The organism is Massilia endophytica (assembly GCF_021165955.1).
Taxonomy (GTDB): domain Bacteria; phylum Pseudomonadota; class Gammaproteobacteria; order Burkholderiales; family Burkholderiaceae_D; genus Rugamonas; species Rugamonas endophytica.
The window spans coordinates 4293333-4320314 of record NZ_CP088952.1; the positions used below are offsets into that span (position 1 = coordinate 4293333).

The 26982-nt window shown below is 65.3% G+C and carries 29 protein-coding genes; 10 read left to right on the forward strand and 19 right to left on the reverse strand.

What is annotated here, in order from left to right; all coding sequences use genetic code 11:
- The first annotated feature begins 15 nt into the window (after positions 1–15).
- Positions 16–495 (forward strand): NUDIX hydrolase, encoded by a 480-nt coding sequence (locus tag LSQ66_RS19660; RefSeq protein ID WP_231766876.1) that lies wholly within the window; start codon positions 16–18, stop codon positions 493–495.
- 19 nt (positions 496–514) lie between these two features.
- Complete coding sequence (gene mnmA, locus LSQ66_RS19665; RefSeq protein WP_231766877.1) at positions 515–1630, forward strand: tRNA 2-thiouridine(34) synthase MnmA; 1116 nt, start codon at positions 515–517, stop codon at positions 1628–1630.
- On the opposite strand, the gene LSQ66_RS19670 is transcribed toward mnmA, so the two are convergent.
- From LSQ66_RS19670 to LSQ66_RS19705, 8 genes are all read right to left on the reverse strand, one after another.
- Positions 1610–2038 (reverse strand): ANTAR domain-containing protein, encoded by a 429-nt coding sequence (locus tag LSQ66_RS19670; protein ID WP_231766878.1) that lies wholly within the window; start codon positions 2036–2038, stop codon positions 1610–1612. The genes mnmA and LSQ66_RS19670 overlap by 21 nt on opposite strands.
- Before the next feature lie 10 nt (positions 2039–2048).
- Complete coding sequence (locus LSQ66_RS19675) at positions 2049–2828, reverse strand: 5'-3' exonuclease (protein ID WP_231766879.1); 780 nt, start codon at positions 2826–2828, stop codon at positions 2049–2051.
- Between the two features lie 140 nt (positions 2829–2968).
- A complete protein-coding gene (locus tag LSQ66_RS19680; protein WP_231766880.1) occupies positions 2969–3637 on the reverse strand; it encodes a glutathione S-transferase family protein in 669 nt (222 codons plus the stop codon).
- Between the two features lie 61 nt (positions 3638–3698).
- A complete protein-coding gene (locus LSQ66_RS19685; RefSeq protein ID WP_231766881.1) occupies positions 3699–4163 on the reverse strand; it encodes a carboxymuconolactone decarboxylase family protein in 465 nt (154 codons plus the stop codon).
- An 89-nt stretch (positions 4164–4252) separates the two neighbouring features.
- Positions 4253–5131 (reverse strand): RNA polymerase sigma-70 factor, encoded by an 879-nt coding sequence (locus LSQ66_RS19690; protein WP_231766882.1) that lies wholly within the window; start codon positions 5129–5131, stop codon positions 4253–4255.
- A gap of 62 nt (positions 5132–5193) precedes the next feature.
- Positions 5194–5451 carry a DUF6587 family protein gene (locus LSQ66_RS19695; protein WP_231766883.1) on the reverse strand — a complete coding sequence of 86 codons (258 nt, stop codon included), beginning with the start codon at positions 5449–5451 and terminating at the stop codon, positions 5194–5196.
- 2 nt (positions 5452–5453) lie between these two features.
- Positions 5454–7346: a ferrous iron transporter B gene (gene feoB / locus LSQ66_RS19700; RefSeq protein ID WP_231766884.1), complete on the reverse strand. Its 1893-nt coding sequence runs from the start codon at positions 7344–7346 to the stop codon at positions 5454–5456.
- Positions 7347–7349: 3 nt separating this feature from the next.
- The gene (locus LSQ66_RS19705; RefSeq protein WP_407659539.1) at positions 7350–7664 is read right to left on the reverse strand and encodes a FeoA family protein; all 315 of its coding nucleotides are present in this window, start codon (positions 7662–7664) and stop codon (positions 7350–7352) included.
- 131 nt (positions 7665–7795) lie between these two features.
- Between LSQ66_RS19705 and LSQ66_RS19710 the strand changes: the two genes are divergently transcribed.
- Complete coding sequence (locus LSQ66_RS19710; protein ID WP_231766885.1) at positions 7796–8005, forward strand: (2Fe-2S)-binding protein; 210 nt, start codon at positions 7796–7798, stop codon at positions 8003–8005.
- Between the two features lie 2 nt (positions 8006–8007).
- Positions 8008–8700, forward strand: a complete 693-nt coding sequence (locus tag LSQ66_RS19715; RefSeq protein ID WP_231766886.1) for an energy transducer TonB — start codon at positions 8008–8010, stop codon at positions 8698–8700.
- A gap of 48 nt (positions 8701–8748) precedes the next feature.
- On the opposite strand, the gene LSQ66_RS19720 is transcribed toward LSQ66_RS19715, so the two are convergent.
- Together LSQ66_RS19720 and LSQ66_RS19725 are read right to left on the reverse strand one after the other, a co-directional pair.
- Entirely contained in the window at positions 8749–8940 is a 192-nt protein-coding gene (locus LSQ66_RS19720; protein WP_231766887.1) for a hypothetical protein, read from the reverse strand.
- A 14-nt stretch (positions 8941–8954) separates the two neighbouring features.
- A complete protein-coding gene (locus LSQ66_RS19725) occupies positions 8955–9635 on the reverse strand; it encodes a Fe2+-dependent dioxygenase (RefSeq protein WP_231766888.1) in 681 nt (226 codons plus the stop codon).
- A 146-nt stretch (positions 9636–9781) separates the two neighbouring features.
- Here LSQ66_RS19725 and bfr point away from each other — a divergent pair, with 146 nt between their 5' ends.
- The gene (gene bfr / locus LSQ66_RS19730) at positions 9782–10258 is read left to right on the forward strand and encodes a bacterioferritin (protein ID WP_231766889.1); all 477 of its coding nucleotides are present in this window, start codon (positions 9782–9784) and stop codon (positions 10256–10258) included.
- A gap of 3 nt (positions 10259–10261) precedes the next feature.
- Here the strand turns inward: bfr and LSQ66_RS19735 are convergent, their stop codons facing one another.
- From LSQ66_RS19735 to LSQ66_RS19770, 8 genes are all read right to left on the reverse strand, one after another.
- Positions 10262–11170 carry a PfkB family carbohydrate kinase gene (locus tag LSQ66_RS19735; RefSeq protein WP_231766890.1) on the reverse strand — a complete coding sequence of 303 codons (909 nt, stop codon included), beginning with the start codon at positions 11168–11170 and terminating at the stop codon, positions 10262–10264.
- 64 nt (positions 11171–11234) lie between these two features.
- A complete protein-coding gene (locus LSQ66_RS19740) occupies positions 11235–12779 on the reverse strand; it encodes a methyl-accepting chemotaxis protein (protein WP_231766891.1) in 1545 nt (514 codons plus the stop codon).
- A 60-nt stretch (positions 12780–12839) separates the two neighbouring features.
- On the reverse strand, positions 12840–14183 hold the full coding sequence (locus LSQ66_RS19745; protein WP_231766892.1) for an MFS transporter: 1344 nt from the start codon (positions 14181–14183) through the stop codon (positions 12840–12842).
- Between the two features lie 18 nt (positions 14184–14201).
- Entirely contained in the window at positions 14202–15128 is a 927-nt protein-coding gene (locus tag LSQ66_RS19750) for a PfkB family carbohydrate kinase (RefSeq protein WP_231766893.1), read from the reverse strand.
- Positions 15129–15147: 19 nt separating this feature from the next.
- Positions 15148–17004, reverse strand: a complete 1857-nt coding sequence (locus LSQ66_RS19755; protein ID WP_231766894.1) for an alpha-amylase family protein — start codon at positions 17002–17004, stop codon at positions 15148–15150.
- Positions 17005–17018: 14 nt separating this feature from the next.
- A complete protein-coding gene (locus tag LSQ66_RS19760) occupies positions 17019–19331 on the reverse strand; it encodes a TonB-dependent siderophore receptor (RefSeq protein WP_231766895.1) in 2313 nt (770 codons plus the stop codon).
- 170 nt (positions 19332–19501) lie between these two features.
- Complete coding sequence (locus tag LSQ66_RS19765; protein ID WP_231766896.1) at positions 19502–20524, reverse strand: LacI family DNA-binding transcriptional regulator; 1023 nt, start codon at positions 20522–20524, stop codon at positions 19502–19504.
- Between the two features lie 9 nt (positions 20525–20533).
- Positions 20534–21151 (reverse strand): glutathione S-transferase family protein, encoded by a 618-nt coding sequence (locus LSQ66_RS19770; protein WP_231766897.1) that lies wholly within the window; start codon positions 21149–21151, stop codon positions 20534–20536.
- Between the two features lie 126 nt (positions 21152–21277).
- Between LSQ66_RS19770 and purB the strand changes: the two genes are divergently transcribed.
- The 5 genes from purB (at position 21278) to LSQ66_RS19795 (ending at position 25710) form a co-directional block, all read left to right on the forward strand.
- Positions 21278–22651, forward strand: coding sequence for an adenylosuccinate lyase (gene purB / locus LSQ66_RS19775; protein WP_231766898.1), 1374 nt, complete (start codon positions 21278–21280; stop codon positions 22649–22651).
- Between the two features lie 90 nt (positions 22652–22741).
- Complete coding sequence (locus tag LSQ66_RS19780; RefSeq protein ID WP_231766899.1) at positions 22742–23266, forward strand: cytochrome b; 525 nt, start codon at positions 22742–22744, stop codon at positions 23264–23266.
- An 18-nt stretch (positions 23267–23284) separates the two neighbouring features.
- Positions 23285–23827 carry a YceI family protein gene (locus LSQ66_RS19785; protein WP_231766900.1) on the forward strand — a complete coding sequence of 181 codons (543 nt, stop codon included), beginning with the start codon at positions 23285–23287 and terminating at the stop codon, positions 23825–23827.
- Positions 23828–23850: 23 nt separating this feature from the next.
- Positions 23851–24420 (forward strand): YceI family protein, encoded by a 570-nt coding sequence (locus tag LSQ66_RS19790; protein WP_231766901.1) that lies wholly within the window; start codon positions 23851–23853, stop codon positions 24418–24420.
- 75 nt (positions 24421–24495) lie between these two features.
- Positions 24496–25710, forward strand: a complete 1215-nt coding sequence (locus tag LSQ66_RS19795) for a hypothetical protein (RefSeq protein WP_231766902.1) — start codon at positions 24496–24498, stop codon at positions 25708–25710.
- A gap of 4 nt (positions 25711–25714) precedes the next feature.
- On the opposite strand, the gene LSQ66_RS24745 is transcribed toward LSQ66_RS19795, so the two are convergent.
- Complete coding sequence (locus LSQ66_RS24745; protein ID WP_269449106.1) at positions 25715–26848, reverse strand: hypothetical protein; 1134 nt, start codon at positions 26846–26848, stop codon at positions 25715–25717.
- Positions 26849–26982: the final 134 nt, after the last annotated feature.

A 26982-nucleotide genomic window follows, 5' to 3' on the forward strand; every position in this document is an offset into this window, starting at 1 on the left:
TTTCAAGGATGAAACATGCCGCTTACCTGGAGACCTAACGTCACCGTCGCCGCCGTTATCGAGCGCGACGGCAAGTTCCTGCTGATCGAAGAAGAGACCAGCGATGGCATTCGCCTGAACCAGCCGGCGGGCCATCTGGACCAGCACGAATCGCTCGAACAGGCCGTGGTGCGGGAGACCCTCGAAGAAACGGCGCATGACTTCACGCCCACCGCGCTGGTGGGCATGTACATGTCGCGCTACCGTTCCGCGCGCACGGGGCAGGCGGTGACCTACCTGCGCTTCGCCTTCTGCGGCGATGTGGGCAAGGAACACGACCGGCCCCTGGACGAAGGCATCCTGCGCACGCTGTGGATGACGCGCGACGAGATCGCGGCCTGCCGCGAACGCCACCGCAGCCCGCTGCTGCTCACCTGCGTGGACGAATACCTGGCAGGCAAGCGCGCGCCGCTGGACATCCTGCATACCCACTCCTCGGTGTTCGAGGAAGTGTGACCGAACCGGATTGAATGGAATGAGCAAGAAAAAAGTCGTGATCGGCATGTCCGGCGGAGTGGACTCCTCGGTCGCGGCCTGGATGCTGAAGGAACAGGGCTACGAAGTAGTGGGCCTGTTCATGAAGAACTGGGAAGACGACGACGATTCCGAATACTGCTCCACGCGCCAGGACTGGATCGACGCGGCCAGCGTGGCGGACGTGATCGGCGTGGACATCGAAGCCGTCAACTTCGCCGCCGAATACAAGGACCGCGTGTTCGCCGAATTCCTGCGCGAGTACCAGGCGGGCCGCACGCCCAACCCGGACGTGCTGTGCAACGCCGAGATCAAGTTCAAGGCCTTCCTCGACCACGCCATGCACCTGGGCGCGGACCTGATCGCGACCGGCCACTACGCGCGCGTGCGCCAGAACACGGAGAACCAGCGCTTCGAGCTGCTGAAAGCCTTCGACCATACCAAGGACCAGAGCTACTTCCTGCACCGCCTGAACCAGGCGCAGTTGTCCAAGACGCTGTTCCCGCTGGGCGAGATTCCGAAGACGGAAGTGCGCAAGATCGCCGAGAAGCTTGGCCTGCCCAACGCCGCCAAGAAGGATTCGACGGGAATCTGCTTCATCGGCGAGCGTCCCTTCCGCGACTTCCTGAACCGCTACCTGTCCTACAAGCCCGGACCGATGAAGACCCCGGACGGCAAGGTGGTGGGCGAACACGTGGGACTGTCGTTCTACACGCTGGGCCAGCGCAAGGGCATCGGCATCGGCGGCGTGAAGACCTACCAGAACGCGGACGGCAGCAGCGACGCGTGGTATGTGGCGCGCAAGGACATCGCCAACAACACGCTGTGGGTGGTGCAGGGACACGACCATCCCTGGTTGCTGTCGCAAACGCTGGAAGCGGACCAGGCCAGCTGGATCGCGGGCGTGGCGCCCGAAGCGGGCCGCATCGCCGCCAAAACGCGCTACCGCCAGTCCGACGTGGCCTGCGACGTGGCGCCGCGCGAGGACGGCAATTTTGCGCTGAGTTTCGTGGATGCCCAATGGGCGGTGACGCCGGGCCAGTCGGCCGTGCTGTACGACGGCGACGTCTGCCTCGGCGGCGGCATCATTGCCGGTTCAGGCTTCGTCCCCGCCTGATTCCTCCGTGCCTGCGGCTTCAGCCTGGGCTTTCTGCTGGCGCTTCACCATGGCGATCACCGTATTGCGGATGGTCTTGAGCACCGTGCCCGCGTTGAAGGGCTTCACGATAAAGCCATTGAAGCCCAGGCCATGCGCCCACTGCACGCTGGCGGCATCGAACTCGCTGGAGACCATGAACATGAGCGCCTTCGGGTAATCGGCGCGCATGGCCTTGGCGGCATCCACGTCCGCCTCGACGGAATCGCGCGCCACGCAGATGATCTGGGGCTGATACTTAATCAGCAGCACGGCGCCTGCCGCGCAGGTATGGGCCTGGCCGGCCACATCGTAGCCGCCCTCCGTCAGCACGGTATTGAGCAGGCCGCGCGCCACTGCGCTGCCGTCGATAATCACTGCCTTTAACATCGTCTTCGTCCTATGGGGCGCGGTGCCAGGCCAGCATGTTCCAGCTGACGCCGACCCGCACATCCGTCTTCAATTGAACCAGCTGACGTGAAAGATACAGCATCTCGCGCTCTTTTCGTAGTGTTTCGCCAAGCTTGTCTTTCAGGATGCCCGCGCCGGCCATGATGCCGTCCAGCGTGCCGTAGGTGCGCAGCAGCTTCGCGGCCGTCTTCATGCCGACCTGGGACACGCCGGGAATGGAATCGGTGGCATCGCCCATCAGCGCCAGCAGGTCCGGTAGCTGGTCGGGCGGGACGCCCCATTTGTTCTCGACCCATGCATGGTCGTGCCACTCGCTGCGGAAGTGATCCCAGACCAGGGCGCCGTGGGCGATAAGGCAGTGCAGGTCCTTGTCTGTGCTCGCGACGACGGCCTCGCCGCGGCCCTCGTTCAGCCAGCGCATGACGACGGTGCCGATCACATCGTCGGCCTCCACTTCGGGCAGGGACACCGGCTTCAGGCCGATCTTCTCGAGAGTCTGATAGAAGGCAGGCAGCGCAGCGCGCAGCGGCGCCGGCATGGGATCGCGCGCCTCGCGGTAACCCTGGTAGAGCGCGTGGCGCCAGGTGGTGCCGCCGAAATCGAAGGCAGGCAGCACATGGCTGGGATCGTGGTCGTTGACGAGGGTGCGGAAAGACGACAGCGCATGGCGCAGCGCGATCTCGGCCTTCAGATCCGAATCCGGCTCCGGGCTGGCCTCATACACGCGCCGCACGATATTCAACCCATCGATGGCAAGCAATCTCCCCATCCGCGCATTCTACCGTAGAGCCCGTGTCACACCCTGGTGCCAGGGAAGAAAGTGCGACACGGACTGTGCTCTACGCGGCTAGCGCAGCGCTCGTGTCACCCTTTCTTCCCTGGCACCAGAAGGTGACACGGGCTGGGCTGTCAGCTGAGCTGGAAGGGGCCGCCGCGCTCGAGGGCGCGCTGGTAGGCGGGGCGGGCGTGGATGCGGGAGAGGAAGGCGCTCAGGCGGGGACGGGTGCTGTCGAGGCCCCCTCGCGCGGCTGCCGCTTCCACCGGGAAGCTCATCTGGATGTCCGCGGCGCTGAATTCGCCGCCAGCAAACCAGTCGCGATGGGCCAGCTCGCCTTCAAGATAGTCGAGGTGGGAGGCGATCTGGGGCATGACGAAGGTACGCTTGACCTTCTGCGCAATGCCGCGCGTGAAGGGCTTGAGGAAGAATGGGGCGGGAGCGGATTCGATACGATCGAACACGAGCTTCAGCAGCAGCGGCGGCATGAGGGAGCCTTCCGCGTAGTGGAGGAAGTAGGTCCAGCGCCGCTTTTCCACCGTGCCCGCGACAGGCACCAGCCGCCCGCCGCCATGGGTCTCCAGCAGATACTCGATGATGGCGCCGGATTCGGCCAGCACGGCGTCGCCATCCACCACCACGGGCGATTTGCCCAGGGGGTGGATGCGCTTGAGCTCCGGCGGCGCGAGCATGGTCTTGGCGTCGCGCTGGTAACGCACGATTTCGTAGTCGAGGCCCAGCTCTTCCAGGAGCCAGAGCACGCGCTGGGAGCGCGAGTTGTTCAGGTGGTGGACGGTGATCATGCGCTTCCTCGTTGTTGAGCAAACGCCAGCTTAGCAGCTTTGCCGCCGTCCACCATCGCTGTCAGAAACCGGGCGGCGGGTTCTCCGGGATCTGGTTGCGCAGGCTCAGGTTGATGACGTTCCAGCCGCGGATCACTGCCACGCAGTAGCAAAGCTCCGCAATTTCGGTCTCGCTGAAGAAGTCCTTCACCTTGGCGAAGGCGGCATCGGTGTGGTCCTGCTGCGGCAGGGCGTTCATCGCTTCGGCCCATTCCAGCGCGGCGCGCTCACGTTCGCTGAAAAAGGGGGCCTCGCGCCAGCCGGCCACCGCGTTCAGGTGGCGCGGATCGGCGCCTTGCTTGATCAGGTCGCGCCAGTGCATGTCGATGCAGACGCCGCAGCCGTTGATCTGCGATACGCGCAGGTTGACGAGTTCCACAAGGCGTGCGCCCAGCGAGCTTTTCTTCACGCTGGCGGAAAGCTCGATCATGGCGCGCAGGTTGTTCGGCGCGAGCTGGATGAAAGGAAGACGTGCAGTATGAGTCATGATTTGGCCTTTCAGGGTCTGGAGGACGCCCTGTGCGCCCTCTTCATGCTCATAAGACGTGGCGCTTAGCCGGTTTGTGACAGCCTTTCTCAAATATTCCGAGGTATCCCTGCCAGCTTGTCGGGATTTCGGATCACAAAAATGGCGACGATGCGCCCATCGTCCACGATAAAGGACTGGGCGGACTCGATCTGCCCGTCCACGTAGCGCAGCAGTCCTGGTTCGCCGTTGATCTGGGCGGCGCGGTAGCTCACCTGCCCAGGGAACTTGTGTTCCAGCGACCAGTAGACGCCTGCCACCCGCCCTGCCCCGCGCAGCACCTTGAGGAAGGACGTGACCTTGCCGCCGCCGTCGGCCACGAACTGCACTTCGTCCGAGAGCAGCGCCTTCATGGCGCTGCGGTCGCCCACGGCCGCCGCCTGCATGAATTTGCCCAGCAGTTCCTTGTGCGCGTCCTTCGGCACCGTGAAGCGGGGACGCTCCTCTCCAACCCGCGCCTGGGCGCGGCTCACCATCTGGCGGCATGCAGCCTCGGATTTGCCCAGCATGGCGGCGATATCGGCATAGTCATGATCGAAGGCCTGGCGCAGCAGGAAGGCGGCCCGCTCTTCCGGCGCCAGGCGCTCCAGCACCCACAGGACCGCCAGCGAAACTTCGCTCGCCAGCTCGGCGGCCGTTTCCGGCGTTTTCTCTTCCAGCTCCACCAAGGGTTCAGGCAGCCACCAGCCGACATAGGCCTCGCGCTCCACCTTGCGTGTGCGCAGCCGGTCGATGGCAAGCCGCGTGGTAACGGTGACCAGCCACGCTTCGGCCGATTGCAGCGTCCCGCGCTCGGCCTCGTGCCAGCGCAGCCAGGCGTCCTGCACCACGTCTTCCGCATCGGCGCGGGTGCCCAGCATGCGGTAGGCGATGGAGAACAGGCGCGGACGCAGGCGGGTGAAGGTCTCTTCTTCCGGGGAAGGGCTCATGATCTGTCCATTGTAAGCTCAACGGACAACAAGACGTTCGGGCTCCCGGTTTTGTGACAGGCCTACTGTTTGTGGATCTTGATGACGCGGCGCCTGGAATCCGGTTCCGGCGGCGCCTCGGGCTCGCAGGAGCCGCAGGTGTCGCAGCCGTCGCCGCAGCTGGACTGGGTCTTGAAGATTTTCGCCAGGCGGTCCTGGTTGAAGCCGCGCCGCGACAGCAGATAGACGATCTGGCGCCGCCATGCCGATGGCAGGTACTTCGTGCAGGCGTGCAGCGCGGCGAGAACCACGATGATGCCGACAACGATCTCCTGCCACATGGTCAGCTCCCCAGCATCAAGGCAATGCGGTAGGTGAGGAAGGACGCGGTATAGGCCAGCGCGAACATGTAGCCCGCCATCAGCAGCGGATAGCGCATGCTGTTGGTCTCGCGGCGCACCACGGAGAGGGTGGACATGCACTGCGGCGCAAACACATACCAGGCCAGCAGGGATAGAGCCGTGGCCATGGACCAGGACTGGGCGATCACCGGCGCCAGCGAGCTTGCCAGTTCGTCGCCGCTCTGGGACAGCGCATACACGGTGCCCAGCGCACCCACCGCCACCTCGCGCGCGGCCAGGCCCGGCACCAGGGCGATGCAGATCTGCCAGGTGAAGCCGATCGGCGCGAACACGAATTCGAGCGCGCGGCCCAGCATGCCCGCCACGCTGTAGTAGATGGGCGGGTGCGTGGCGCCTTCCGGCGCGCCTGGGAAGCTGGACAGGGCCCACAGCAGCACCATCAGGGTCAGGATGATGGTGCCGACACGGGTCAGGAAGATCTTGGCGCGCTCCCACAGGCCGATCGCCAGGTTGTGCATGTGCGGCCAGTGGTAGCTGGGCAGCTCCAGCATGAGCGGCTGGTTGCGCTTGGCGCCCATGGTGCGCTTCATGAAGTAGGCCACCCCCATGGCGGAGAAGATGCCCGCAAAATAAAGGCAGAACAGCACCAGTCCTTGCAGGCTCACGGCGCCGCCCCAGACCTGGCGGTCCGGAATGAAGGCGGCAATGATCAGGGCATACACGGGCAGGCGCGCGGAGCAGGTCATGAGCGGCGCGATCATGATGGTGACGAGGCGGTCGCGCGGGTTCTGAATGGTGCGCGCCGCCATTACGCCCGGAATGGCGCAGGCGAAGCTGGAGAGCAGCGGGATGAAGGCGCGGCCGGAGAGGCCCACGCCGCCCATCAGGCGGTCCAGCAGGAAGGCCGCGCGCGGCAGGTAGCCGCAGTCTTCCAGCACGAGGATGAAGAAGAAGAGGATCAGGATCTGCGGCAGGAACACGAGCACGCTGCCCGCCCCGCCCAGGATGCCCTCGACCAGGAGGCTGCGCAGCACGCCGTCCGCCATATGCGCCTTGAGCAGTTCACCCAGGCCTTCGACACCGGCCGTAATCATGTCCATCGGCACGGCGGCCCAGCTGAACACGGCCTGGAAGACGAGGAACATCAGCACGGCCAGAATCGCGGGACCGGCGACGGGATGCAGCACTACATTGTCGATCTTCTCGGTCAGGTTGCCGGTATCGTGGAAGTCGTTGGACACGATGGAGAGAATGCGGCGCACTTCGCGCTGCGTTTCTTCCACCGATACCGCGTCGATGGCGGCCAGCGGGCGTGCCTGCGCCACATGCAAAGGCCACATCTGGTCCAGCGCGCGCAGCAGGGACTTCTCGCCGCCGTTCTGCACCGCCACCGTTTCGACGACGGTCATGCCCAGTTCCTGCGCCAGCTTGTCCGCGTCGATCTCGATGCCGCGCTTCTTGGCCACGTCCACCATGTTCAGGCAGAGAATCATGGGCAGGCCGAGGCGCTTGATCTCCAGCACCAGGCGCAGGTTCAAGCGCAGGTTGGTGGCGTCGACCACGCATACCACCACTTCCGGCGCGGCCTCGCCCTGGCGCAGGCCGGCCACCACGTCGCGCGTGATTTCCTCGTCCGGCGTATGGGCGGAGAGGCTGTAGGCGCCCGGCAGGTCCAGCACCTTATATGTATTACCTCCCGGGGAAGTGAACTGGCCTTCCTTGCGCTCGATGGTCACGCCCGCATAGTTGGCGACCTTCTGGCGCGCGCCGGTGAGGCGGTTGAACAGCGCGGTCTTGCCGCAGTTGGGATTGCCCAGCAGGGCGACCATCGGCATGCGCACCACGGCGGACGCCGTCTTTTCAGCTGCACCCATGGCTTATTCCGGCTGGATGGCGATCAGGGCCGCCTCGAAGCGGCGCAGCGCGAAGGTGGCGTTGCCGACCTTGATGGCGAGCGGCTCGCCGCCCGGCATGCCGCGCTTGAGCATGCGGATGCGCTCTCCCGGCACGAAGCCAAGCTCCATGAGGCGGCGCGCCAGGTCGGCGCCGTCTTCGGTGTCGGCCGGATTGCCCGGCGCCACGTGCACAACGGTGCCGCTCTTCCCGGCCGCCAGCGTGTCCAGATTGATCAGGGTGGGGGCAAGTGTCATGGCCGGGTCGATGGATTCTTTAGGGAAAGTCAGTGCGCTCATTATAAGCTGAATGCGAATGGTTTGTATTTGCATGAACTGCTTGCATTGTACGCTCTCTTCCGGCAGAATAGGAAACGTAATGATAATGATTCTCATTAAGTTACAAGCAACAATGGCTGAAAGGTAAGGCAATGATCGTCTGCGTCTGCAATAACATCTCTGACCGCGAAATCCGCCAGGCCGTGGATATGGGCCTGAGCACGATGGCCGAACTGCGCCGCGACCTGGGCGTGGCCACCTGCTGCGGCAAATGCGCGCCCTGCGCCAAGGAAGTGCTGACCGAGCACCTGGCGGTGCAGGTCAACGAGACTGTCCTGAAACGTCCCGTCTTCACCCAGTAAATATGAGTACGATGACCCTGCCGTCCGGCGACGCGGGCGCCTTCCTGTCCGGGCTGTGGCAAGAGAAGCGCGGCCAGCTGGGCAAAATGGCGGTCATCGCCGGCATTCACGCCGTGCTGTTCTACGGGCTGCAAAGCTCGATGGTGCACGAAGCCGTGCAGAAGCTGCCGCAGGTGGTCGATGTGACCTTCGTTACGCCTGTCGAGCCTCCGCCCTCCGCGCCACCCAAGATGGTGGAAGTGGCGCCCAAGCCGCCCGCCTTCGTGACGCCGGTGCTGCCGGTGCTGCCGATCCAGATCGAGAACACCATCACCCCGCCGCCGCCCGCTCCGGTGCAGAAGGCGGCTGAACCGGCCCCCGTGGCGGTGAGCGCGCCCGCGCCAGCGGCTCCGGCCGCGCAGCCAGCGCCCGCCGGTCCGCGCGTGGTGTCCGCCGTTGAATATGTTCGCCCGCCGCAGCCTGTGTATCCTTCGATCTCCCGCCGCATGGGCGAGAGCGGCGTGGTGACGCTGCGTGTGCTGATCAGCGAGAAGGGACTGCCGGAGAAGGCGGTGGTGCAGACCTCGTCCGGCTCGCAGAACCTGGACGAGGCAGGCCGCCAGGCGGCCATGCGCACCCTGTTCAAGCCCTATATTGAAGACGGCAAGCCGGTGCCGGTGTACGTGCTGGTGCCAATCAACTTCCGGCTGTCGTAAAGATTTCTATGAGCCCTTCGAGCCCGCCCAGCGCGGGCTTTTTTTTGCTCAGCGCACCTGCGTGGCGATGAAGTAGGTGGCGGCCACGAGGGCGGCGCACCAACAGCAGACAAAAGTAATCACGCGCCTGGTTTGCTTCTTGAGCGCATCGTGCAATTCCTGCTTGGTCAGCATATTCGAGCGCATCACTGCAAGAGTCTGCTCAAGGTTGATGAGGGTGTGCACTGAACTGGGAGTCATGGCGTTCTCCAATCTTACATCTCGGCCCACATGCGCAGGAGGTTGTGGTAGTGGCCCGCGAGGCCGACGGTGGCGTCGTTGTCGCCGTGCTGGCCGCGCAGTTTCTGGATGTTCTGGTCCAGCTCGAAGAGCATGGTGCGCTGCCAGTCGTCGCGCACCATGCTCTGGGTCCAGAGGAAGGAGGCGACGCGCTCGCCGCGCGTGACGGGGTTCACGCGGTGCACGCTGCTCGATGGGTAGACGATGGCGTCGCCCGCCGGCAGCTTCACTTCGTGCGCGCCGTACGAGTCCATCACCGTCAGCTCGCCGCCGTCGTATTCGTCCGGATCGCTGAGGAAGACCGTGGTGGACACGTCCGCGCGCATGGTCTGGCTGCCGTCGTTGCGGGCGCGAATGGCGCCGTCGATGTGCAGGCCGTAATGCTCGCCGCCCGTATAGCTGTTGAAGAAGGGCGGCAGCACGCGCAGCGGCAGGGCCGCCGAGAAGAACAGGGGATTGGCCGTGAGCGCGCGCACGATGGCATTCCCCAGTTCGACCGCCAGCGGCGACCCTTCGGCCAGTTGCCGGTTGCGCTTCACCGCCGCGCCCTGCTGCCCCACGCTGGCCCGCCCATCGATCCACTCCGCTTCCGCCAGCTTCTGGCGGAACTGGCGCACCTGTTCAGGGGTCAAAACACCGGGAACGTGGAGCATCATGATGGACTTTCTGGGATGGGAAGGGAGTTCTAAATGATAATGGTTTTCATTTAGCTTAGCAATCCTGATTGGCCCCGCGCCCTTACGCCCGCCTTGCCTTCATGGCAAAATGGGCTTCGTTCAACACCAACAATAAAGGCACACCCATGAAGGGCGATAAAGACGTCATCCGTCTGCTGAATGCGCAGCTGACCAATGAACTGACCGCTATCAACCAGTACTTCCTGCATGCGCGCATGTACCGCCACTGGGGCTTCGAGAAAATTGCGAAGAAGGAGTACGACGAATCGATCGGCGAGATGAAGCACGCCGACAAGCTGGTCGACCGCATCCTGATGCTGGACGGACTGCCCAACCTGCAGGCCCTGCACAAGCTGCTGATCGGCGAGTCCACCCAGGAGATGCTGGAGTGCGACCTGAAACTGGAGCGCGGCGCCCACGTCACGATCAAGGAAGGCATCGCGCAGGCGGAGAAGGTGGGCGACTACGTGTCGCGCGACCTGCTGCTGGAGATCCTGGAAGACACCGAAGAGCATATCGACTGGCTGGAAACGCAGATCGACCTGATCGGCAAGATCGGCATCCAGAACTACCTGCAAAGCCAGATGGCCGATACCGAATAAGTTTCAGCGCGCCCAGCGTTCCAGCCAGGGCGCGTAATCCGGCAGCTGCGGCACGGCGCCCGCCACGCCGCAGCAGGCCGATGCAAAGGCATTGGCGCGCGACAGCGTCTGCTCGATGCTCCACCCCTTGAGGCGCCCCAGCAGGAAAACGGCGTCGAATGCATCCCCCGCCCCCACCGTGTCCGCAAACTGCCCGGCCTGCGACACATCGTGCTGCGACATGCGCACGCCATCCGCGCTGTACCAGGTGGCGCCGCGTTCTCCCTGCGTGACGATCAGTCCCGACAGCGAGAAATTGTGCATCATGGCGCGGCATTCCGACTCCACTGCCGCGTGATCCATATTCGCGGTTTCAGGACAGGTATGGCAGTACCAGCCGAACAGCACCTGCAGCTCCTCTTCGTTCACCTTCAGAATATCGGCCTGCTGCAGCGAATCGAACACGATGCTCTCGTCCACCTGGCCGTCGCGCAGGTTCAGGTCGAGGAAGCGCATGGCCTGGCTGGCGCCGAGCAGGGTATGCAGGGTTTCGCGGGAAGTGGGGCTGCGCTGGGCGAGCGTGCCGAAACAGATGATGTCCGGCCGCGTCGATTGCAGCGCGGCGAGCGCGGGGCCCGCTGCGATATGGTCGTATGCCTGCTCGGGAGGAAAATCGAGATCGCCCGCCGCGATGACGCGGCCGGTGCGATGCGCGTCGTCGCGCTGCAGGCCCGCCTGGCTCATGCCGAAGCGTTCGAACTCGGCCTGCACCAGCGCGCCGTTCGCGTCGCTGCCCACGCGCGTAACCATGGTGCTGCGCACACCCAGCGCCGAGAGGTGGCGCGCGAGATTGAAGGGCGCGCCGCCCACCGCCGGGCGGCTGCCGGATTCGTCCACCAGCGCCTCGCCGAAGACCAGTACCGCGTGTTCCATGGCTGTCCCACCCGCATAGCTGTCGATGGCGACAGTGTACCCGAAGCGGGCGCCCGCGCAGCGCTCAGGCGAGGCGGAACAGGCTTACCGCGCGGCCCAGTGCCCCCGTCTGTTCGCGCATGCTTTCCGCGGCGGCTGCCGTCTGGCTCACCAGCGCCGCGTTCTGCTGCGTCATCTCATCCACTTCGCCCAGGCTGCGGTGCACCTGTTCGATGCCTGCGGCCTGCTGGCGGCTGGCGGCGGCGATGCCGTCCATGATGCCCGCCACCTGCGTCACGGAGCCGATGAGCTCCTGCATGGTGCGGCCCGCATGGTCCACCAGCTCCGTGCCCTGGCCGATGCGCTCGACCGAACTGTCGATGAGCTGCTTGATCTCGCGCGCCGCCACCGCGCTGCGCTGGGCCAGGCTGCGCACCTCGCCCGCCACCACGGCGAAACCCCGGCCCTGCTCTCCCGCCCGCGCCGCTTCCACCGCGGCGTTCAGCGCGAGGATATTGGTCTGGAACGCGATCTGGTCGATCACGCCGATGATCTCCACGATCTTGCGCGAGCTGTCGCGTATTGCGCCCATGGTGCTGACGGCGTCGCTGAAGGCCTGGCCGCTGCGCGAGGCCACGCCTGCCGCATCGTTGACCAGGCGGTTGGCCTGCTCGGCGCTGCCCGCGTTCTGCCGCACCGTCATCGTCAGCTCGTTCATCATGGCCGATGCGCTGCGCAGGGAAGCCGATTGCTCCACGCTGCGTGCGGCCAGGTCGGCGTTGCCATCGGCGATCTCGTCGGAGGCTACCGAGAGCGTCTCGGTGCTCGCATGCACCTGGGCGATGGCGCTCACAAGGCTGCGGTTCATGTCCGCCAGCGCGGAGAGCAGCTGCCCCGTTTCGTCCTGCCCCTTTGCCGCGATGCTGGCGCTCAGGTCACCTTCCGCGACACGGCGCGCCACCTCCACGGCCGCGCCCAGCGGGCCGGTGATGGAGCGCGTAATCAGCAATGCGGCCAGCATACCAACGACCACTGCAAACAGCCCGAGGCCAATCGCCAGCACGCGGGACTGACCGATGTTCTGCTTGATGTCGCTGCCATTGCCGGACATTTCCAGCTTCTGCGCCGCCACAATCTCGTCCACGAGTCGCAGCACCTTTTCCAGCGCCGGCTCCACCTTGTTCGTCATGGTGGCGACGGCCGCTTTCGTGTCGCCCTCCTCCACCAGGTCCGCCGCTGCGGTGTAAGCCTTCTGGAAATCGGCATAGGCCTTCTTCAGGCGCTCCAGCATCGCGTGCTCGCCTTCGGTGCGCGCCAGTCCCTCCAGCACCTTCACCAGTTCCGCGATGCGGCGCTGGTTGGTGTCGATGGCCTTGTACTGGGCGATGCGGATATCGCGGTCCTCGTGGATGAACAGGGTGAGCGTGCGGCCCCGGTTCTGCTGGGTGAGCATGTCGATTTCCAGCGCGGCGGAGGCGCCCACCCAGTTCTTGTCGACGATGGTGGCGGTCTTGCCCTCGATCGCCATCAGGCGCGAGGCGCCGGTGACGGCCAGCACGGCCATCACGACAATCAGCGTGCCGAAGCCCAGCGCCAGGCGCCGGCTGATCTTGAGATTACTGAGGAACATGGCTCACCTTTCCCTGCGGAAATTATTGATGAGCCTTTGTCGGGGCGGCCCCGCAAAACCTTACACCGTGTTTTCAATCGGGCGGGCGGCAGGGTTCGGAGCGGCGGCCCGCAGCTTCACGAACAGCACGGCCACGGCGCCGCACAGCAGCAGCGCGCCTGCCAGACGCACCACGTTCGAAGGGTCGCCATTCAGCCAGCTGCGGTAAAACAGGGGCAGCGTGAAGATCTGGATAATCATGGGGATCACGATGAACATGTTGAAGATGCCCATGTAGACGCCCGTGCGTTCCGCGGGAATGCTCCCCGCCAGCATCACATAGGGGTTGCCCATGATGCTGGCCCAGGCCAGGCCCACGCCCACCATGGGCAGCAGAAGCTGCGCGGGCTGGGTCGCCAGCGGAATGCACAGCATGCCGGCGCCAGCGGCGGCCAGGCAGATGCTGTGGGTGATCTTCGGCCCGTAGCGGCGCGTGAACGGCACCAGGGCCAGGGCTGCGAGAAAGGCGACGAAGTTGTAGAAGGCCCCTATCTGCCCATTCAGCAGGCCCGCTTCGCGGAATCCCGCCGAAGCGGGATCGGAGGTCTTGTAGATGGAGGACGCCAGCGCCAGCATGATGTATTGCCAGTAGCAGAACATCGCATACCACTGGAACAGCTTGACCACGGCCAGCTGACGCATCGTGGGCGGCATGTCGCGCAGCGCTTGCACGATCTCGCCAAGCGTGTGGCGCCAGCCGGACGGCTTTGCGCGCAGCGCCGCCTCTTCCTGCGGCGACAGGGGAAGCTCAGGCGTCGTCCAGCAGCTCCACAGAACGCTCGCGAGCGAAAACACGGCGCCCAGAATGAAGGCGCCGATCACGGTGTAGGGAATGTGGTGGCTGTTCACAGCGTCGCGGCTGATGCCAAGGTAGACCAGCACCGATGGCGTAAGGTAGGCGAGCGTCTGCCCCAGCCCCGTGAAGGCGCTCTGCGTGAGGAAGCCCAGCGAGTGCTGGCGCACCGCGAGCCGGTCGCTCACGTAGGCGCGGTAGGGCTCCATGGTGACGTTGTTGGCCGCGTCCAGAATCCACAGCAGGCCCGCCGCCATCCACAGCACGGGGCTGAAGGGCATGGCGAGAAGGCCCAGGCTGCAGATCAATGCGCCGATCAGGAAGTAAGGCGTGCGGCGCCCCCAGCGCGACACGGTGCGGTCGCTCATGGCGCCGATCAGGGGCTGCACCAGCAGGCCTGTGACGGGGCCGGCCAGCCACAGGTAAGGCAGGCTGGCCTCGTCCGCGCCCAGGTACTTGTAGAGGGGGCTCATGCTGCTTTGCTGCAGCCCGAAGCTGAACTGGATGCCGAAGAAGCCGATGTTCATGTTGACGATCTGCCGGAAGGACAGATGCGGTTTATGCTGCATCATCTTTGCTCTCCGGTGAGGTCAGGCCTGCCAGCGCTGGAGCCAGGGTTCGTAGAAGGCCATGTCCGGCGGCACCGCGCCGGAAAGGCTGCATATCGCGCCTGCGAAGGCGTTGGCGCGCGCCATTGTCAGCACCAGGTCCCAGCCCTGCACATGGCCGTGCAGGAAGACGGCGGAGAACGCATCGCCCGCGCCAACGGTGTCCACCAGCTTCCACGGCTCTTCGTTGCCGTGCTCGCGGATCAGGCGTCCGTCCGCGCCAATATACATCGCCCCGCGCGGGCCCAGGGTCACCACCATGGCTTGCAGCGCGAACTTGCCGATCAGGCGGGCGCAGGCCTCGCGCATTTGCGGATCGTCGGCACGTACCCCCTGCGGTGCGGATTCAGCGTACCAGCCGAAGAGCGCTGCCAGCTCCTCCTCGTTTACTTTGAGGATGTCCGCATGGCGCAGCGACTCGTACACGGTGCGCTCGGTGTACTGGCCTTCGCGCAGGTTCAGGTCGAGGTAGCGCGTGGCCTTGCTGGCCGCCAGCAGGTCGAGCAGCGTGGAGCGGGACGCAAGGTCGCGCTGCGCCAGCGTGCCGTAGTACAGCACGGAGGGCTCCGCTCCCATCAATGCAGCCAGCGCAGGCGGCGCCTCGATATGGTCGTACGCCTGGCCGGGCAGGATATGGAAGGTGTGGCCGCGCTGGCTGCGCTCCACCGCCACGCGGCCCGTTGGCCGCTCCGCGTCCAGTTGAAGGCCGGATTGCACCATGCCGTAGCGCTCGAACTCCGCGCGCACCAGCCTGCCGTTGCCGTCGTCGCCGATGCGCGTCACCATCAGCGCGGGCGTACCGAGCGCCGCGAGATTGCGCGCCGCGTTGAAAGGCGCCCCGCCCACCACCTGCTCCACGCCGAAATCGTCCACCAGCGCTTCGCCGAACATTGCCACACACTTGGCCATGCCTGTCTCCATTCTTTCATTATGCCCGTTCGAGCCAGTGCATGGCCCAAGGTGCGAGCTGCACGTCCTTTGTATATTCCTGTAGCGACAGGCAATCGCGCCAACTGCCGTCCAGCGTGAAAACCTGCGGCGCGCCCGAGAAATTGTATAGGCCCAGGAAGCCGCTGCCGCGAGCAAGCGCCAGCACCGCACGCGGCGCAGGCAGCAAGGCGCGCGGCGCGTCCGCTGCAAGCTGGGGCAGGCGCCGGCGCGCTGCAATCAGGGCGCGCAGGCCCGCATACACGCGGCCCGCCTGCGTGTCCGCATCGTGGCGCTGGGCGAAGCGCGCCTCGTCCAGTGGCGGGCGCTGCAGCCAGCGGCTGTCCATGGCCCGGTCGCGGCGCTCGCGGTAGCTGTAGTCGTTGGTCTGGCCCAGCTCATCTCCCATGTAGAGCACCGGCAGGGCGCCGAAGCTGAGCGCGAGGCCATGCAGCAGCATGAGGCGGCGCAGCGCCAGCGTTTCGTCCAGTGGCGTCACGCTGTCCTCAAGGCCCGTCAGGCTGGCGGCCATGCCGTTGCTGCCATGCGCCGCTGCCGGATCGCTGCTCTGGAAGGCTGCGCCGCGCGCGTAGCTGCCCTCCGCTCCGCTAAAGAAGCGCGAGATCGCGGCGAGGCGCAGCGCGGGATCGCGGCCGCCCTCCCCTGCCTCGGCCTTCAGCACGTTCCAGCCGATATCGTCGTGGCAGCGCACGTAACTGAGCCAGCTGGCGTTGGGCGGAAGCTCGGGCGTGCCTTCGGCGACGCGCCGCAGCAGCGCCGTGTCCTGCTCCGCCAGCGCGCCCCAGGCCGCCGCCATCAGGCTGCTGTGATAGGCGATATGGCATTCCGGCTGGTCCGGCTGGCCGAAGTAGGCAGGCAGTTCGCGCGTGGGCACGATGGCCTCCGCCTTCAGCAGCACGCCCGGCGCGGCAATGGCGACGATGGCGCGCAAGGCCTGCAGGATCGTGTGGGCCTCCGGCTGGTTCATGCAGTTGCTGCCTTCGCGCTTCCACAGGAAGGCCGTGGAATCGAGGCGGAAGACCTCGATGCCGCGATTGGCCAGCCGCAGCAGGGTGGCGGCCATGGCGGCGAACACTTCGGGGTTGGACCAGTTCAGGTCCCACTGGTAGGGATAGAAGGTGGTCCAGACCCAGCCACCCATCGCAGGCACTTCGGTGAAGTTGCCCGGCGCCGCCTGCGGGAACACCTGGCCCAGCGTGCGCTCGTAGCGGTCCGGCATCTCCCGGTCGGGGAAGACGTGGAAGAAGCGGCGCAGGCCTTCGTCGCCCTCGCGCGCGCCCTTCGCCCAGGGATGGTCGTCAGCCACATGGTTGAGGATGAAGTCCGAGCACAGGCTGATGTTCGCAGCGCGCAGGCTGGCCGTCAGCTCTTCCAGGTCAGCATTGCTGCCGAAGCGCGGCTCCACTGCCTCGAAACTGGCGACCGCAAAGCCGCCGTCGTTCTCGCCTTCGCGCATCTTCAGGAAGGGCAGCAGGTGCAGGTAGCGCACGCCCAGTTCCTGCAGGTGCGGGATGCGCCGCTCCACGCCGCGCAGGTCGCCGCCCAGCCGGTCCACATAACTGCAGTAGCCCAGCATCTGCGGGCCGAGGAACCAGTTGGGCCGTTCGCTGCGCGCGGCGTCGAGCACGGCCAGCGCCGTGGGACGTTCGCCGTGCAGGCGGCCGATGTCGCCCAGCAGGCCTTCGTACCATTGCTCGAAGCCGGGCTGTGCGCCGTACAGCCCTTTCAGGCAGCCGTACAGCGCAGGCCCCCAGGCTGCGAGGCGCCGCTTCGCCTCCTCGCGCCTCCCTTCCGGAACGGCGTTCAGCAGGAGGTGCGAAGAGGAAGACGTCGGCATTGCAGGTTCCAGTTTCAGAAGGAGTAGTTCAGGCCAAGCTTCACGGCGCGGCCGCCGATCGAGCGCGCGGCGTGCCCGTCGCCTTCAACCTCGGTATAGCCGATCTTGTCGAAGAGGTTGTTGACGCTCAGCGAGAGGTTCAGCTGCTGCGTGATCTCGTAGCGCACGAAGGCGTTCACCACGCGGAAGGCCGGCATTTCGATGGTGCTGGCATCGTCCGCCCAGGACCGGCTCGTGCCAATCAGGCTGCCGCCCGCCGTCAGCGCGCCCCAGGTGTAGCTCGGGGCGATCTGGTAGGTGAAGCGCGCCTGGCGGCGCGGGGTGTGGCCGATGGTCGCTTCCATGCCTGGTGCGGCGCCCACGATCTCGGCATCCGTGTAGGTGACGCCGCCGTTCACGCGGAAGTCGCCCAGCTTCCATGCCGCTTCCAGTTCCGCGCCCTTGGCGTCGTAACGGTTCGCGGTGCTGATCTGCGTGGTGGCCTCGAAGTTCGTTTCGTCGGTCTTGGCACGGAACAGGGTCAGGAAGGCGCTTGCGCCGCCGGAACGCCATTTCACGCCGCCTTCCACCTGCCGCACCGTGTTGATATTGATCGGCGCGCTGCCGTCGAGCGGCGTTCCGAACAGGATGCGGTCGGCATTGAAGGCCACGCCGTCGCTGATGCGGGCGAAGGCGGCGAAATTGCGGTCGAACTGGTAGTTGCCGCCCACGGAGTAGGAAGTGTGATGGATGTTGTAGTCGACCAGCTGCCCGGCCGCCGGGTTGTACGCCAGGCCGCCGGTGGCGATATTGGCGGCGCCGTTGGCGCGCTGGCGGTCCTGGCGCACGCTGGCGTCCACGTTCAGCGGACCTTTTTCCCAGCCCAGGTTCACGTATGGCGACAGCAGCTTGTATTCCATGTCCACGGCGCGCATGCAGCAGCCGCCCCAGGCCGGGCCCACATAGCCTGGCGTGGACGATGCCGTCTGCAGGAGCGCCGGCTTGTCGCCGGTGAGCTGCATCAGGTACTCATTGAAGTTCCAGGTGAGGCCCAGCTTCTGCAGCGACGAGTACAGGCCGCCGGTGGCCGTGAGCTTGCCGCCTTCGACTGCGAAGGATTTCGACAGCTTCACATCGTTCAGGGTGTTATCCGCATTGTCGATGGAGGTGTTGAAGACGACGGCGGAGAAGGCCATGCCGTTGTAGGCCTTACCCTTGTCCGGACCGGTGGCGATGGTGTAGCTGCCCGCCTTGCCGTTATTGGCGGGGAAGACGCCGAGGAAGCGGCCGCTGTTCTGCGACTTGCGGAAGTTCTCGCTCAAGGTTACGCCGCTGCCCAGGTCGAAGGAGGCGGCGATGCCGAAGGCGTCGCTCTTCACGCGCAGGCCGTCGTTGACGTTGCTGGAGACCTTGCCGTTCTCCCTGGTCAGCGACACGTCGCGCACCCAGTAAGGCGAATAGAAGGTGGTGCTGCGTGGATCGATGCCGGCGATCTCGCTGACCTTGCCGTTCGTGACACGCACTGGCACCGGCAGCGCAGTTGGCGCCTTGTCGTCCAGGTGCTTGAAGGAGAGGCGGATCCAGCCCTTGTCCAGCTCGCGGGTGATATTGCCGCGGATCTGGCCGCCGTCCTCCGTGCTCATGCCGGTGTTGCGCTGGCCTTCGCCGGTGCGGTAATGGCCGCCGATGAAGAAGCGGGTTTTCGCGTCCAGGCGGCCGCCGTAGTCGAAGTCGTAGCGGGTTTCGTCGTAGCCCAGGCCGCGCTGGATGCCGATATTGCCGCCCTCCTGCTCGCCCGTCTTGCTGATGAAGTTGATGATGCCGCCCGGCGAGTTCGTGGCGAGAGTGGAGGCCGAGCCCCCGCGCACCACTTCGAGGTGGTCCAGTGTGCCGTCGATCTTCACGTAGCTGTCCGGCGTGATGAAGTTGAAGTCGCCCGATTGCAGCACGGGCAGGCCGTCCTCCTGCATCTGCACGTAGCGCGCGCCGCCTGCCGAGATGGGCACGCCGCGCACGGTGATGTTGGCATTGCCTTCGCCGCCCGAGGATTCGGCGCGCACGCCGGGGATGGAACGCAGCACTTCGGCGGCGCTGGTGGGCGCGGCCAGGGCGATGTTCTCGGCGTCCATGGTGCTGACCGAGACGCTCGAACGCATCTTGGTGCTGCGGCTGGCGGTGCCGGTGACGACGACGCGCTCCAGGTTCAGGCCGTCCGCGGGGGCGGGTGCGGAGTCCTGCACGGCCGGGACGGCGTTCGTTTCCGGCGCTTGCTGGGCGCTGGCGGTGTGGGTGAATGCGGCAGCGATGGCGGCAGCCATGCAGCCAAGTTTGGCTGTACGTAAAACCATTGTCTCCTCCGATTGGGCTTATCAAGTGGCCGCATTCTTGCTGGCGGCGCGCTTCTGCTGTGTTGCAGATGCCTCATTATTCATCAGCTTTTTGAAAATTGCAATCGATTGCAATAAATTGTGCAAAAACGCTGTGCTATAGGTTCAAATCGCTTTGCAAACGGTTGTAATTATGCGGAACTGGCGCGTTGCACGAGTTCGGTGGGGAGCTGGAGGGAGGGGGCGGGCCGGCCTTCGGTCAGCTGCAGCAGGGCCGCCACCATGGCGCGTCCCGCAGCCTGCACGGGCTGGCGCACGGTGGTGAGCGGAGGATGGAAATAGGAGGAGAGTTCGATATCGTCGTAGCCGACCACGGCAAGGTCTTCCGGCACCTTGCGGCCCTGGTCGCGCAGGGTGTTAATCGCCATCATGGCCAGCAGGTCGGAGCAGGCGAAGATGGCGTCGTAGTCCACGCCGCGCCGCGCGAGTTCGGCCACGGCTTCGCGCCCTCCTTCGGGCAGGAAGGTGGCAGGCACGCAGAGGGCCGGGTCGGGTGCGATGCCTGCTGCCTGGAGCGCATCGCAATAGCCGCGGTAGCGCTGCTCCACCTCGGGCAGGCGGATGTCGCCGAAGAAGGCGATGCGGCGGCGTCCCTGGGCGAGCAGGTGCTCGGCGGCCAGCCTGCCGCCCGTTACGTTGTCGCCGCCCACGGTGCAGTAAAGCTGCTGGGGAAGCTGGGCGCCCCACACCACCACGGGCACATGGCGCGCCGCCATTTCATTGAGCTGGTCGTGGTGGCCCCACTGGCCGATGAGGATGATGCCGATCACGCGGCCCGTATCGAACGGCGTGGCGGCGGCGCTCAGCTGCTCGGCGTCCACGCGCGAGAGGAGCATGTCGAAGCCCTGTTCGGTCAGCGCGTCGGCCAGGGAGCCGATCATGCTGAGGAAGAAGGGATCGGACAGGCTCTGGTGCACGTGCTGGTCCGACGGCACCACAACGGCCACGGTGCGGTTCTGCTTCAGGCGCAGGTTCTGCGCGCCCACATTGATGGTGTACTTCAGCGAACGCGCCAGGTCCATGATGCGGGTGCGCGTTTCCTCGTTGACGAGGGGGCTGCCTGCCAGGGCGCGCGACACGGTGGAGGTGGACACGCCCGCCAGGCGCGCAATGTCCGCCATCTGCAGGCGTTCCTGGGATGGAAGCTTGGCCATGCGGGCGGCTTAGCCTTGAGGCACCGTGTCTTTGAAGGACGCGCGTTCGGACAGCTTGTCGAACAGCTTGCCCAGGTTGGGGTGGGCGCCGCGCCAGTCGATGTCGGGGAAGCGGAAGCTGAACCAGCCCAGGGCGCAGCCCACGGCTACATCCGCCAGGGAATAATGGTTGCCTGCGCACCATGCGTTGTCGCCCAGGCGGTCGGACATGGACGCCATGCCGCGTTCCACCTTGCCCATCTGGCGGGCGATCTGTTCGGCGCTCTGCAGCTCGGGCGGACGCTGGATGCGCTCCAGGCGCATGGCCACGCCCGCGTCCAGCACGCCGTCGGCCAGGGCTTCCCAGTTCTTGATGGCGGCGCGCTCGCGGCCGTTGCCATTGGGCGGCAGCAGCTTGCAGACCGGAGTCAGGGTATCCAGATACTCGACGATCACGCGCGAGTCGTACATCACGTCGCCGTCTTCCAGCACCAGGCAGGGCACCTTGCCCAGCGGGTTCAGTTCATGGATGGTGGTTTCCGGGAGCCATACATCCTCCAGCTCGATGGCATAGTCAAGCTTCTTTTCCGCCAGCACAACGCGCACCTTGCGGACATAGGGACTGGTCAGCGAACCGATAAGTTTCATAAAGGACGAGAGTGAAAGATTGGGCCACAGTATACCATCCGGCATCTTGCCGGCGGCGCAGCGCAGGCGCTGAAGAAGGGGGCCTGCAATGGTAAAATCGCGTTTTTTCCTGCCTCTCCTCCTGCCATGACTACTCCCTATTCGACCTTGTCGGCCCTGTCCCCCCTGGACGGCCGCTACGCCGCCAAAACCGACAAGCTGCGCCCCATCCTGTCCGAAGCCGGCTTCATGCACCACCGCGTGAAAGTGGAGATCGCCTGGCTGCAGGCCCTGTCGCTGGCGGGCTTTGCCGAGATCAAGCCCTTCCCGGCCCCCGCCACGGCCCTGCTGGACAAGCTGGCCGCCGATTTCAGCGAAGCGGACGCGGCCCGCATCAAGGAAATCGAAGCCGTCACCAACCATGACGTGAAGGCCGTCGAGTACTGGCTGAAGGAAAAGGTGAAGGACGTGCCCGAACTGGTGGCCGCCTCCGAGTTCATCCACTTCGCCTGCACCTCGGAAGACATCAACAACACTTCCCACGGCATGATGCTCAAGGCAGCGCGCGACCAGGTCATGGTGCCTGCGCTGCAGGGCCTGGTGGCCAAGCTGAAGGAGATCGCCCACGCGAACGCCGAGCTGCCCATGCTCTCGCGCACCCACGGCCAGACGGCCAGCCCCACCACCCTGGGCAAGGAATTCGCCAACGTGATCGCCCGCCTTCAGCGCGCCATCGAGCGCATTGCCAAGGTGGAGATCCTGGGCAAGATGAACGGCGCCGTGGGCAACTACAACGCCCACCTCTCGGCCTACCCCTCCTTCGACTGGCCTGCCTTCTCGAAGAACGTGATCGAGCAGCGCCTGGGCCTGGTGTTCAACCCCTACACCATCCAGATCGAGCCGCACGACTACATGGCCGAGCTGTTCGACGCGTTTGCCCGCGCCAACACCATCCTGCTCGACCTGAACCGCGACATCTGGACCTATGTCTCCCTGGGCTATTTCAAGCAGAAGCTGAAGGCGGGCGAGATCGGCTCCTCCACCATGCCGCACAAGGTCAACCCGATCGACTTCGAGAACTCGGAAGGCAACCTGGGCCTGGCCAATGCCGTGCTCAAGCACCTGTCCGAAAAGCTGCCCGTGTCCCGCATGCAGCGCGACCTGACCGACTCGACCGTGCTGCGCAATATCGGCGTCGGCCTCGGCTACGCCCTGCTTGCCTACGACAGCTGCCTGCGCGGCCTGAACAAGCTGGAGGTGAACCCGGCCCGCTTGGAAGCCGACCTGGACGCGAACTGGGAAGTGCTGGCCGAGCCCGTGCAGACCGTGATGCGCCGCTACGGCATCGAAAACCCCTACGAGCAGCTGAAGGAGCTCACCCGCGGCAAAGGCATCTCGAAGGAAGCCCTGCGCGACTTCATCACCGGCCTGGCGATCCCGCAGGAAGCAAAAGACCTGCTGCTGGCCATGACCCCCGCCAACTACACCGGCATCGCCGCCCAGCTCGCGAAAGCCATCTGAGGTCGAGCTCCTGTCCAACCCTGAGGTCAGCAGGGTTGGCGTTTCTTTGGTATATTTAGTCCTAATGCGTACTAATTTGCTGGAGAGTCGATGCCGCGCTATACCAACACCGCCATCCTGCTGCACTGGCTGATGGCCTTGCTGATCGTCGCCGCCTTTTCGCTGGGGCTGGTGATGACGGATATCCCCGGCATTACCCCTGCCAAACTCAAGTACTACTCCTGGCATAAGTGGATGGGCGTGACCGTGCTGGCGCTCGCCGCCGTCCGCCTGCTGTGGCGCCTGGCGCACAAGCCGCCCATGCATCCCGCCGGCATGCCCGCCTGGCAGGTGAAGGCGGCCGATGCCAGCCATGTGCTGCTCTATGTGCTGCTCTTTGCTGTGCCCATCTCCGGCTATCTGTACACAACGGCGTCCAATGTGCCGGTGGTGTATCTCGGCCTGTTCCAGATTCCCGCCCTGTTCGAGGGCACGCCCGAGCTCAAGGCGCTGTTCAAGCCCATCCATTACTGGCTGAACATGCTGCTGGCTGCAGGCGTGGCCGTGCATGTGGCCGCCGCACTGAAGCATCATTTCGTCGACCGCGATAGCGTGCTGAAGAGTATGCTGCCTTAAATTTTAATCGGAGATCCCATGAAGAAAACCCTCCTGCTCGGCCTGCTCGGCGTGTCCCTCGCGGCCGGCGCCGCCGTCCTGAAAACCGATCCGGCCAAGACTTCCGTGTCCGCCGTGTTCAAGCAGATGAATGTGCCGGTCGAGTCGAAGTTCAAGAAGCACGCTATCGTTATCGATTACAACGCGGCCAAACCGGAAACCTCCAAGGTGACCGTGGACGTGGAAACCGCCAGCCTCGACCTGGGCGAGGCGGAGATGAACCGCGAGGTGGCGAAAAAGGACTGGTTCAACTCGGCCCAGTTCCCGAAAGCCAGCTTCGTGTCGAGCGCCATCAAGAGCGCCGGTCCTGGCAAGCTCAACGTGAGCGGCAAGCTGACCATCAAGGGCAAGAGCGCCGATGTGAATTTCCCGGTGACGGTGAAAACGGAAGGCGGCATGCAGGTGTTCGACGGCGCGGTGCCCATCAAGCGCCTCGCTTTCAATGTCGGCGAAGGCGAATGGAAGGACACCGGCATGGTCGCCGATGAAGTGACGATCAAGTTCCACGTGGTAGGCCAATAACCCCTCTTTTGAACGGAGATAGTATGAAATTGAAGCTGTTGATCGCTGTACTGGCTGCCGCTGCGGCAGGCTCTGCATTTTCCGCGACCACCTATAACATCGACCCGAACCACACCTACCCCAGCTTCGAAGCGGACCACAAGGGTCTGTCGCTCTGGCGCGGCAAGTTCAACAAGACCAGCGGCACCATCGAGCTCGACCGCGCCAAGAAGACCGGCAGCATGGACGTGACCATCGACGCGGCTTCCATCGATTTCGGCCATGACAAGATGAACTCGCACGCCATGTCCGCCGACATGTTCGACGTCGCCAAGTTCCCCACCGTGGTGTACAAGGGCAAGTCCTTCACCTTCCAGGGCGACACCCCGGTGGGCGTGGAAGGCGAGCTGACCCTGCACGGCGTGACCCGCCCCGTGGCACTGAAGATCAACAAGTTCAAGTGCGTGATGAACGAGCAGATGAAGCGCGAAGTCTGTGGCGCGGACGCGACCGCCGAGTTCAAGCGCACCGACTTCGGCATCAACTACGCCATCCCGGCCTTTGCACCGGAAGTCACCCTGCGCATTCAAGTGGAAGCGATCGCCGCGCAGTAATTGCGGTTCGCCATCCCGGCCCCTGCCCGCTCTGCGTGCAGGGGCTTTTTAATGCCGTGTATCATGCCCGCTATCATGAAAAAGCTACTTCCGGTCATTCTCCTGCTCTCCGCTTCCGTTCACGCCGCCGAATGGCGCGGCCTGCTCGATGTACGCGCCGTCCATTCGAACGCCGGGCGCAGCTGGCTGGAGGCGGGCATGGGCAAGAGCCGCTACGACCGGGATTCGGATGCCTTCAGCGTCGGCCAGGCCGTGCTGCGCGGCGACTTCGACCTGGCGGACAGCCTGAGCGCTTCAGCCGTGTTCAGCGCCGACGACAGGCACCATGGCGTCGTGGATGTGCGCGAGGCCTGGCTGGCCTGGAAGCCCTTGCCGTCCGGCGCGTGGAAGGCGGGCGTGAAGCTGGGCGCTTTCTTCCCGCAAACCAGCGTGGAGATCGATTACGACGACATCGCGTGGACGCCGTCGCGCACCATTTCCTCCTCCGCCATCAACAGCTGGATCGGTGAAGAACTGCGCACCAAAGGCATCGAACTCCAGCTCCTGCGCAGCGGCCGCTGGGACGGCTCCCCGCACGACATCGGCTTCACGGCCGCCCTCTTCCGCGGCAACGATCCCACGGGCACCCTGCTCGCCTGGCGCGGCTGGACCATCAGCGACCGCATCGCCGGGCTGAACGAATCCGTGCTGCTCCCGGACCTGCCCGTCTACCGGCCGGACGGCGCCATCTGGCGCCAGACGCGCACCATCCATCCCTACCGCGAGCTGGATGGCCGCCTGGGCTATTACGCGGGCGCCCAGTACCGCTACGGCACACGCGTGGAGCTGGCGGGAATGCACTATGACAACCGCGCCGATCCCCTCGTGGTGGTGGACGGCCAGTACGGCTGGCGCACACGCTTCGACCATGTGAGCGCCGTGCTGCGCCCTGCCGGACAATGGGAGCTGATGATGCAGGCCATGCGCGGCGACACGCTCATGGGCAAGAACGGCGTGGCCGTCGACTTCAAGTCCTGGTACGCCCTGGCCAGCCACCCTGTGGGCCCCGGCAGGCTCGCGCTGCGCTACGACCGTTTCAGCACCACAGGCCGCGACGCGCTGCCCGAAGACCCCAACGATGAAACGGGACACGGCGTCGCCCTCGCCTACAGCATGCAGTTGAACGATTCCCTGTCCGTGGTGGGGGAACTGCTGCGCGTGCGCAGCGAACGCGGGGCGCGAAGCCAGATCGGCCAGGCGCCCCTGCAGAATGAGCACAGCGCCATGGTGGCGCTGCGCTGGCACTTCTAGACTCTTAGCGGCCGTCGCCGTCGAAATCGCCCGGCATGGCGCGCTCCACCTTGTCCCAGGCGGCGCGGGTTGCGCTCTTGGCCTGTTCCCAGGTCAGGCGCGATTTGCCTTTCACCGTTTCCCAGTCGTTGCGCAGGCTGCTTTCGCTTTCGTCCCAGGTGCCGCGATACTTGCCGCGGCTGTTGTAGCCCAGGGAGTAAGCGGGATCGTAGTCGTCGTAGGTATAGGCAGGGTTGTAGTAGGACTCGTTGCGGTAGTTGTCCTGCCAGTAGACTTTCTCGTCCGCCGGATTCACCAGGCCGCCCACGCCCTTGCCTGCCATGCCGCCTGCCAGCGCGCCAATGGCGCCGCCTGCCGCCATGCCCACCGGACCGGCCGCAGCGCCCATGGCCGCGCCAGCCAGCGCGCCGCCGCCTGCGCCAACACCCGTTGCCATGTGGTGATCGCTCAGGTCATCGCCTGCCTTGGGATTCGCCACCTCGGCAGCGCCCTTGCCCGCCAGGCCGCCTGCAATGCCGCCCACCACCGCGCCAGCCGCCATGCCCACGGGGCCGCCCGGCGAGCCTGCCGCAATGCCTGCCATGGCGCCGCCTGCCGCGCCGAGGCCGGTGCCGATCACGTGCTGGCCCGAGCTGTCTTTCCAGCTCTGCTCGATGTGCGCCGCGTCTTCGTCCGAGCGGGTATGCACGCCCATCACGATGCCGCCGTTCTTCAGGCCTTCCTCATAGTGCTTGACGCGCTCTTCGGGAATGCCCGCGCCGATCAGCGCGCCCAGCAGGCCGCCCGTCAGGCCGCCGGCGCCGGCGCCCGCCAGCGCCGCAGCCAGCGGACCGGCCACGACCACGCCCAGGCCCGGCAGCACAAGAGTCGTGCCCACGGCAGCCACCGCAGCGAGCGCGGCACCTACTGCGCCGCCCACGCCCGCGCCGATGCCAGCGCCTTCAGCGGCTTTCGAACCCAGTTCGGTTTCGGCGCCGTCGGCGGCGAAGTGGCGCTTGCGGGTGTCTTCGGACATCATCACATTGATGTCGTCCTTGCCGTAGCCGCGCGAGGTCGCATGCTGATAGGCACGTTCCGCACTGGCGCGGTCGGTGAACAGGCCGGTTACCAGACGGGAATTCTTGTCGTATTGGTTCATGGAATTTCCTTTCGCGTTGTGGGGTTCAAAAGATCCAACCAGCACACGATAGGCTTGCTGACTCCGATATTCTGTACGTTCCCGCACGCTACTTCGGGGAGGCTTTCTCATCACGTCTTCGGTTCGCTGGCGCA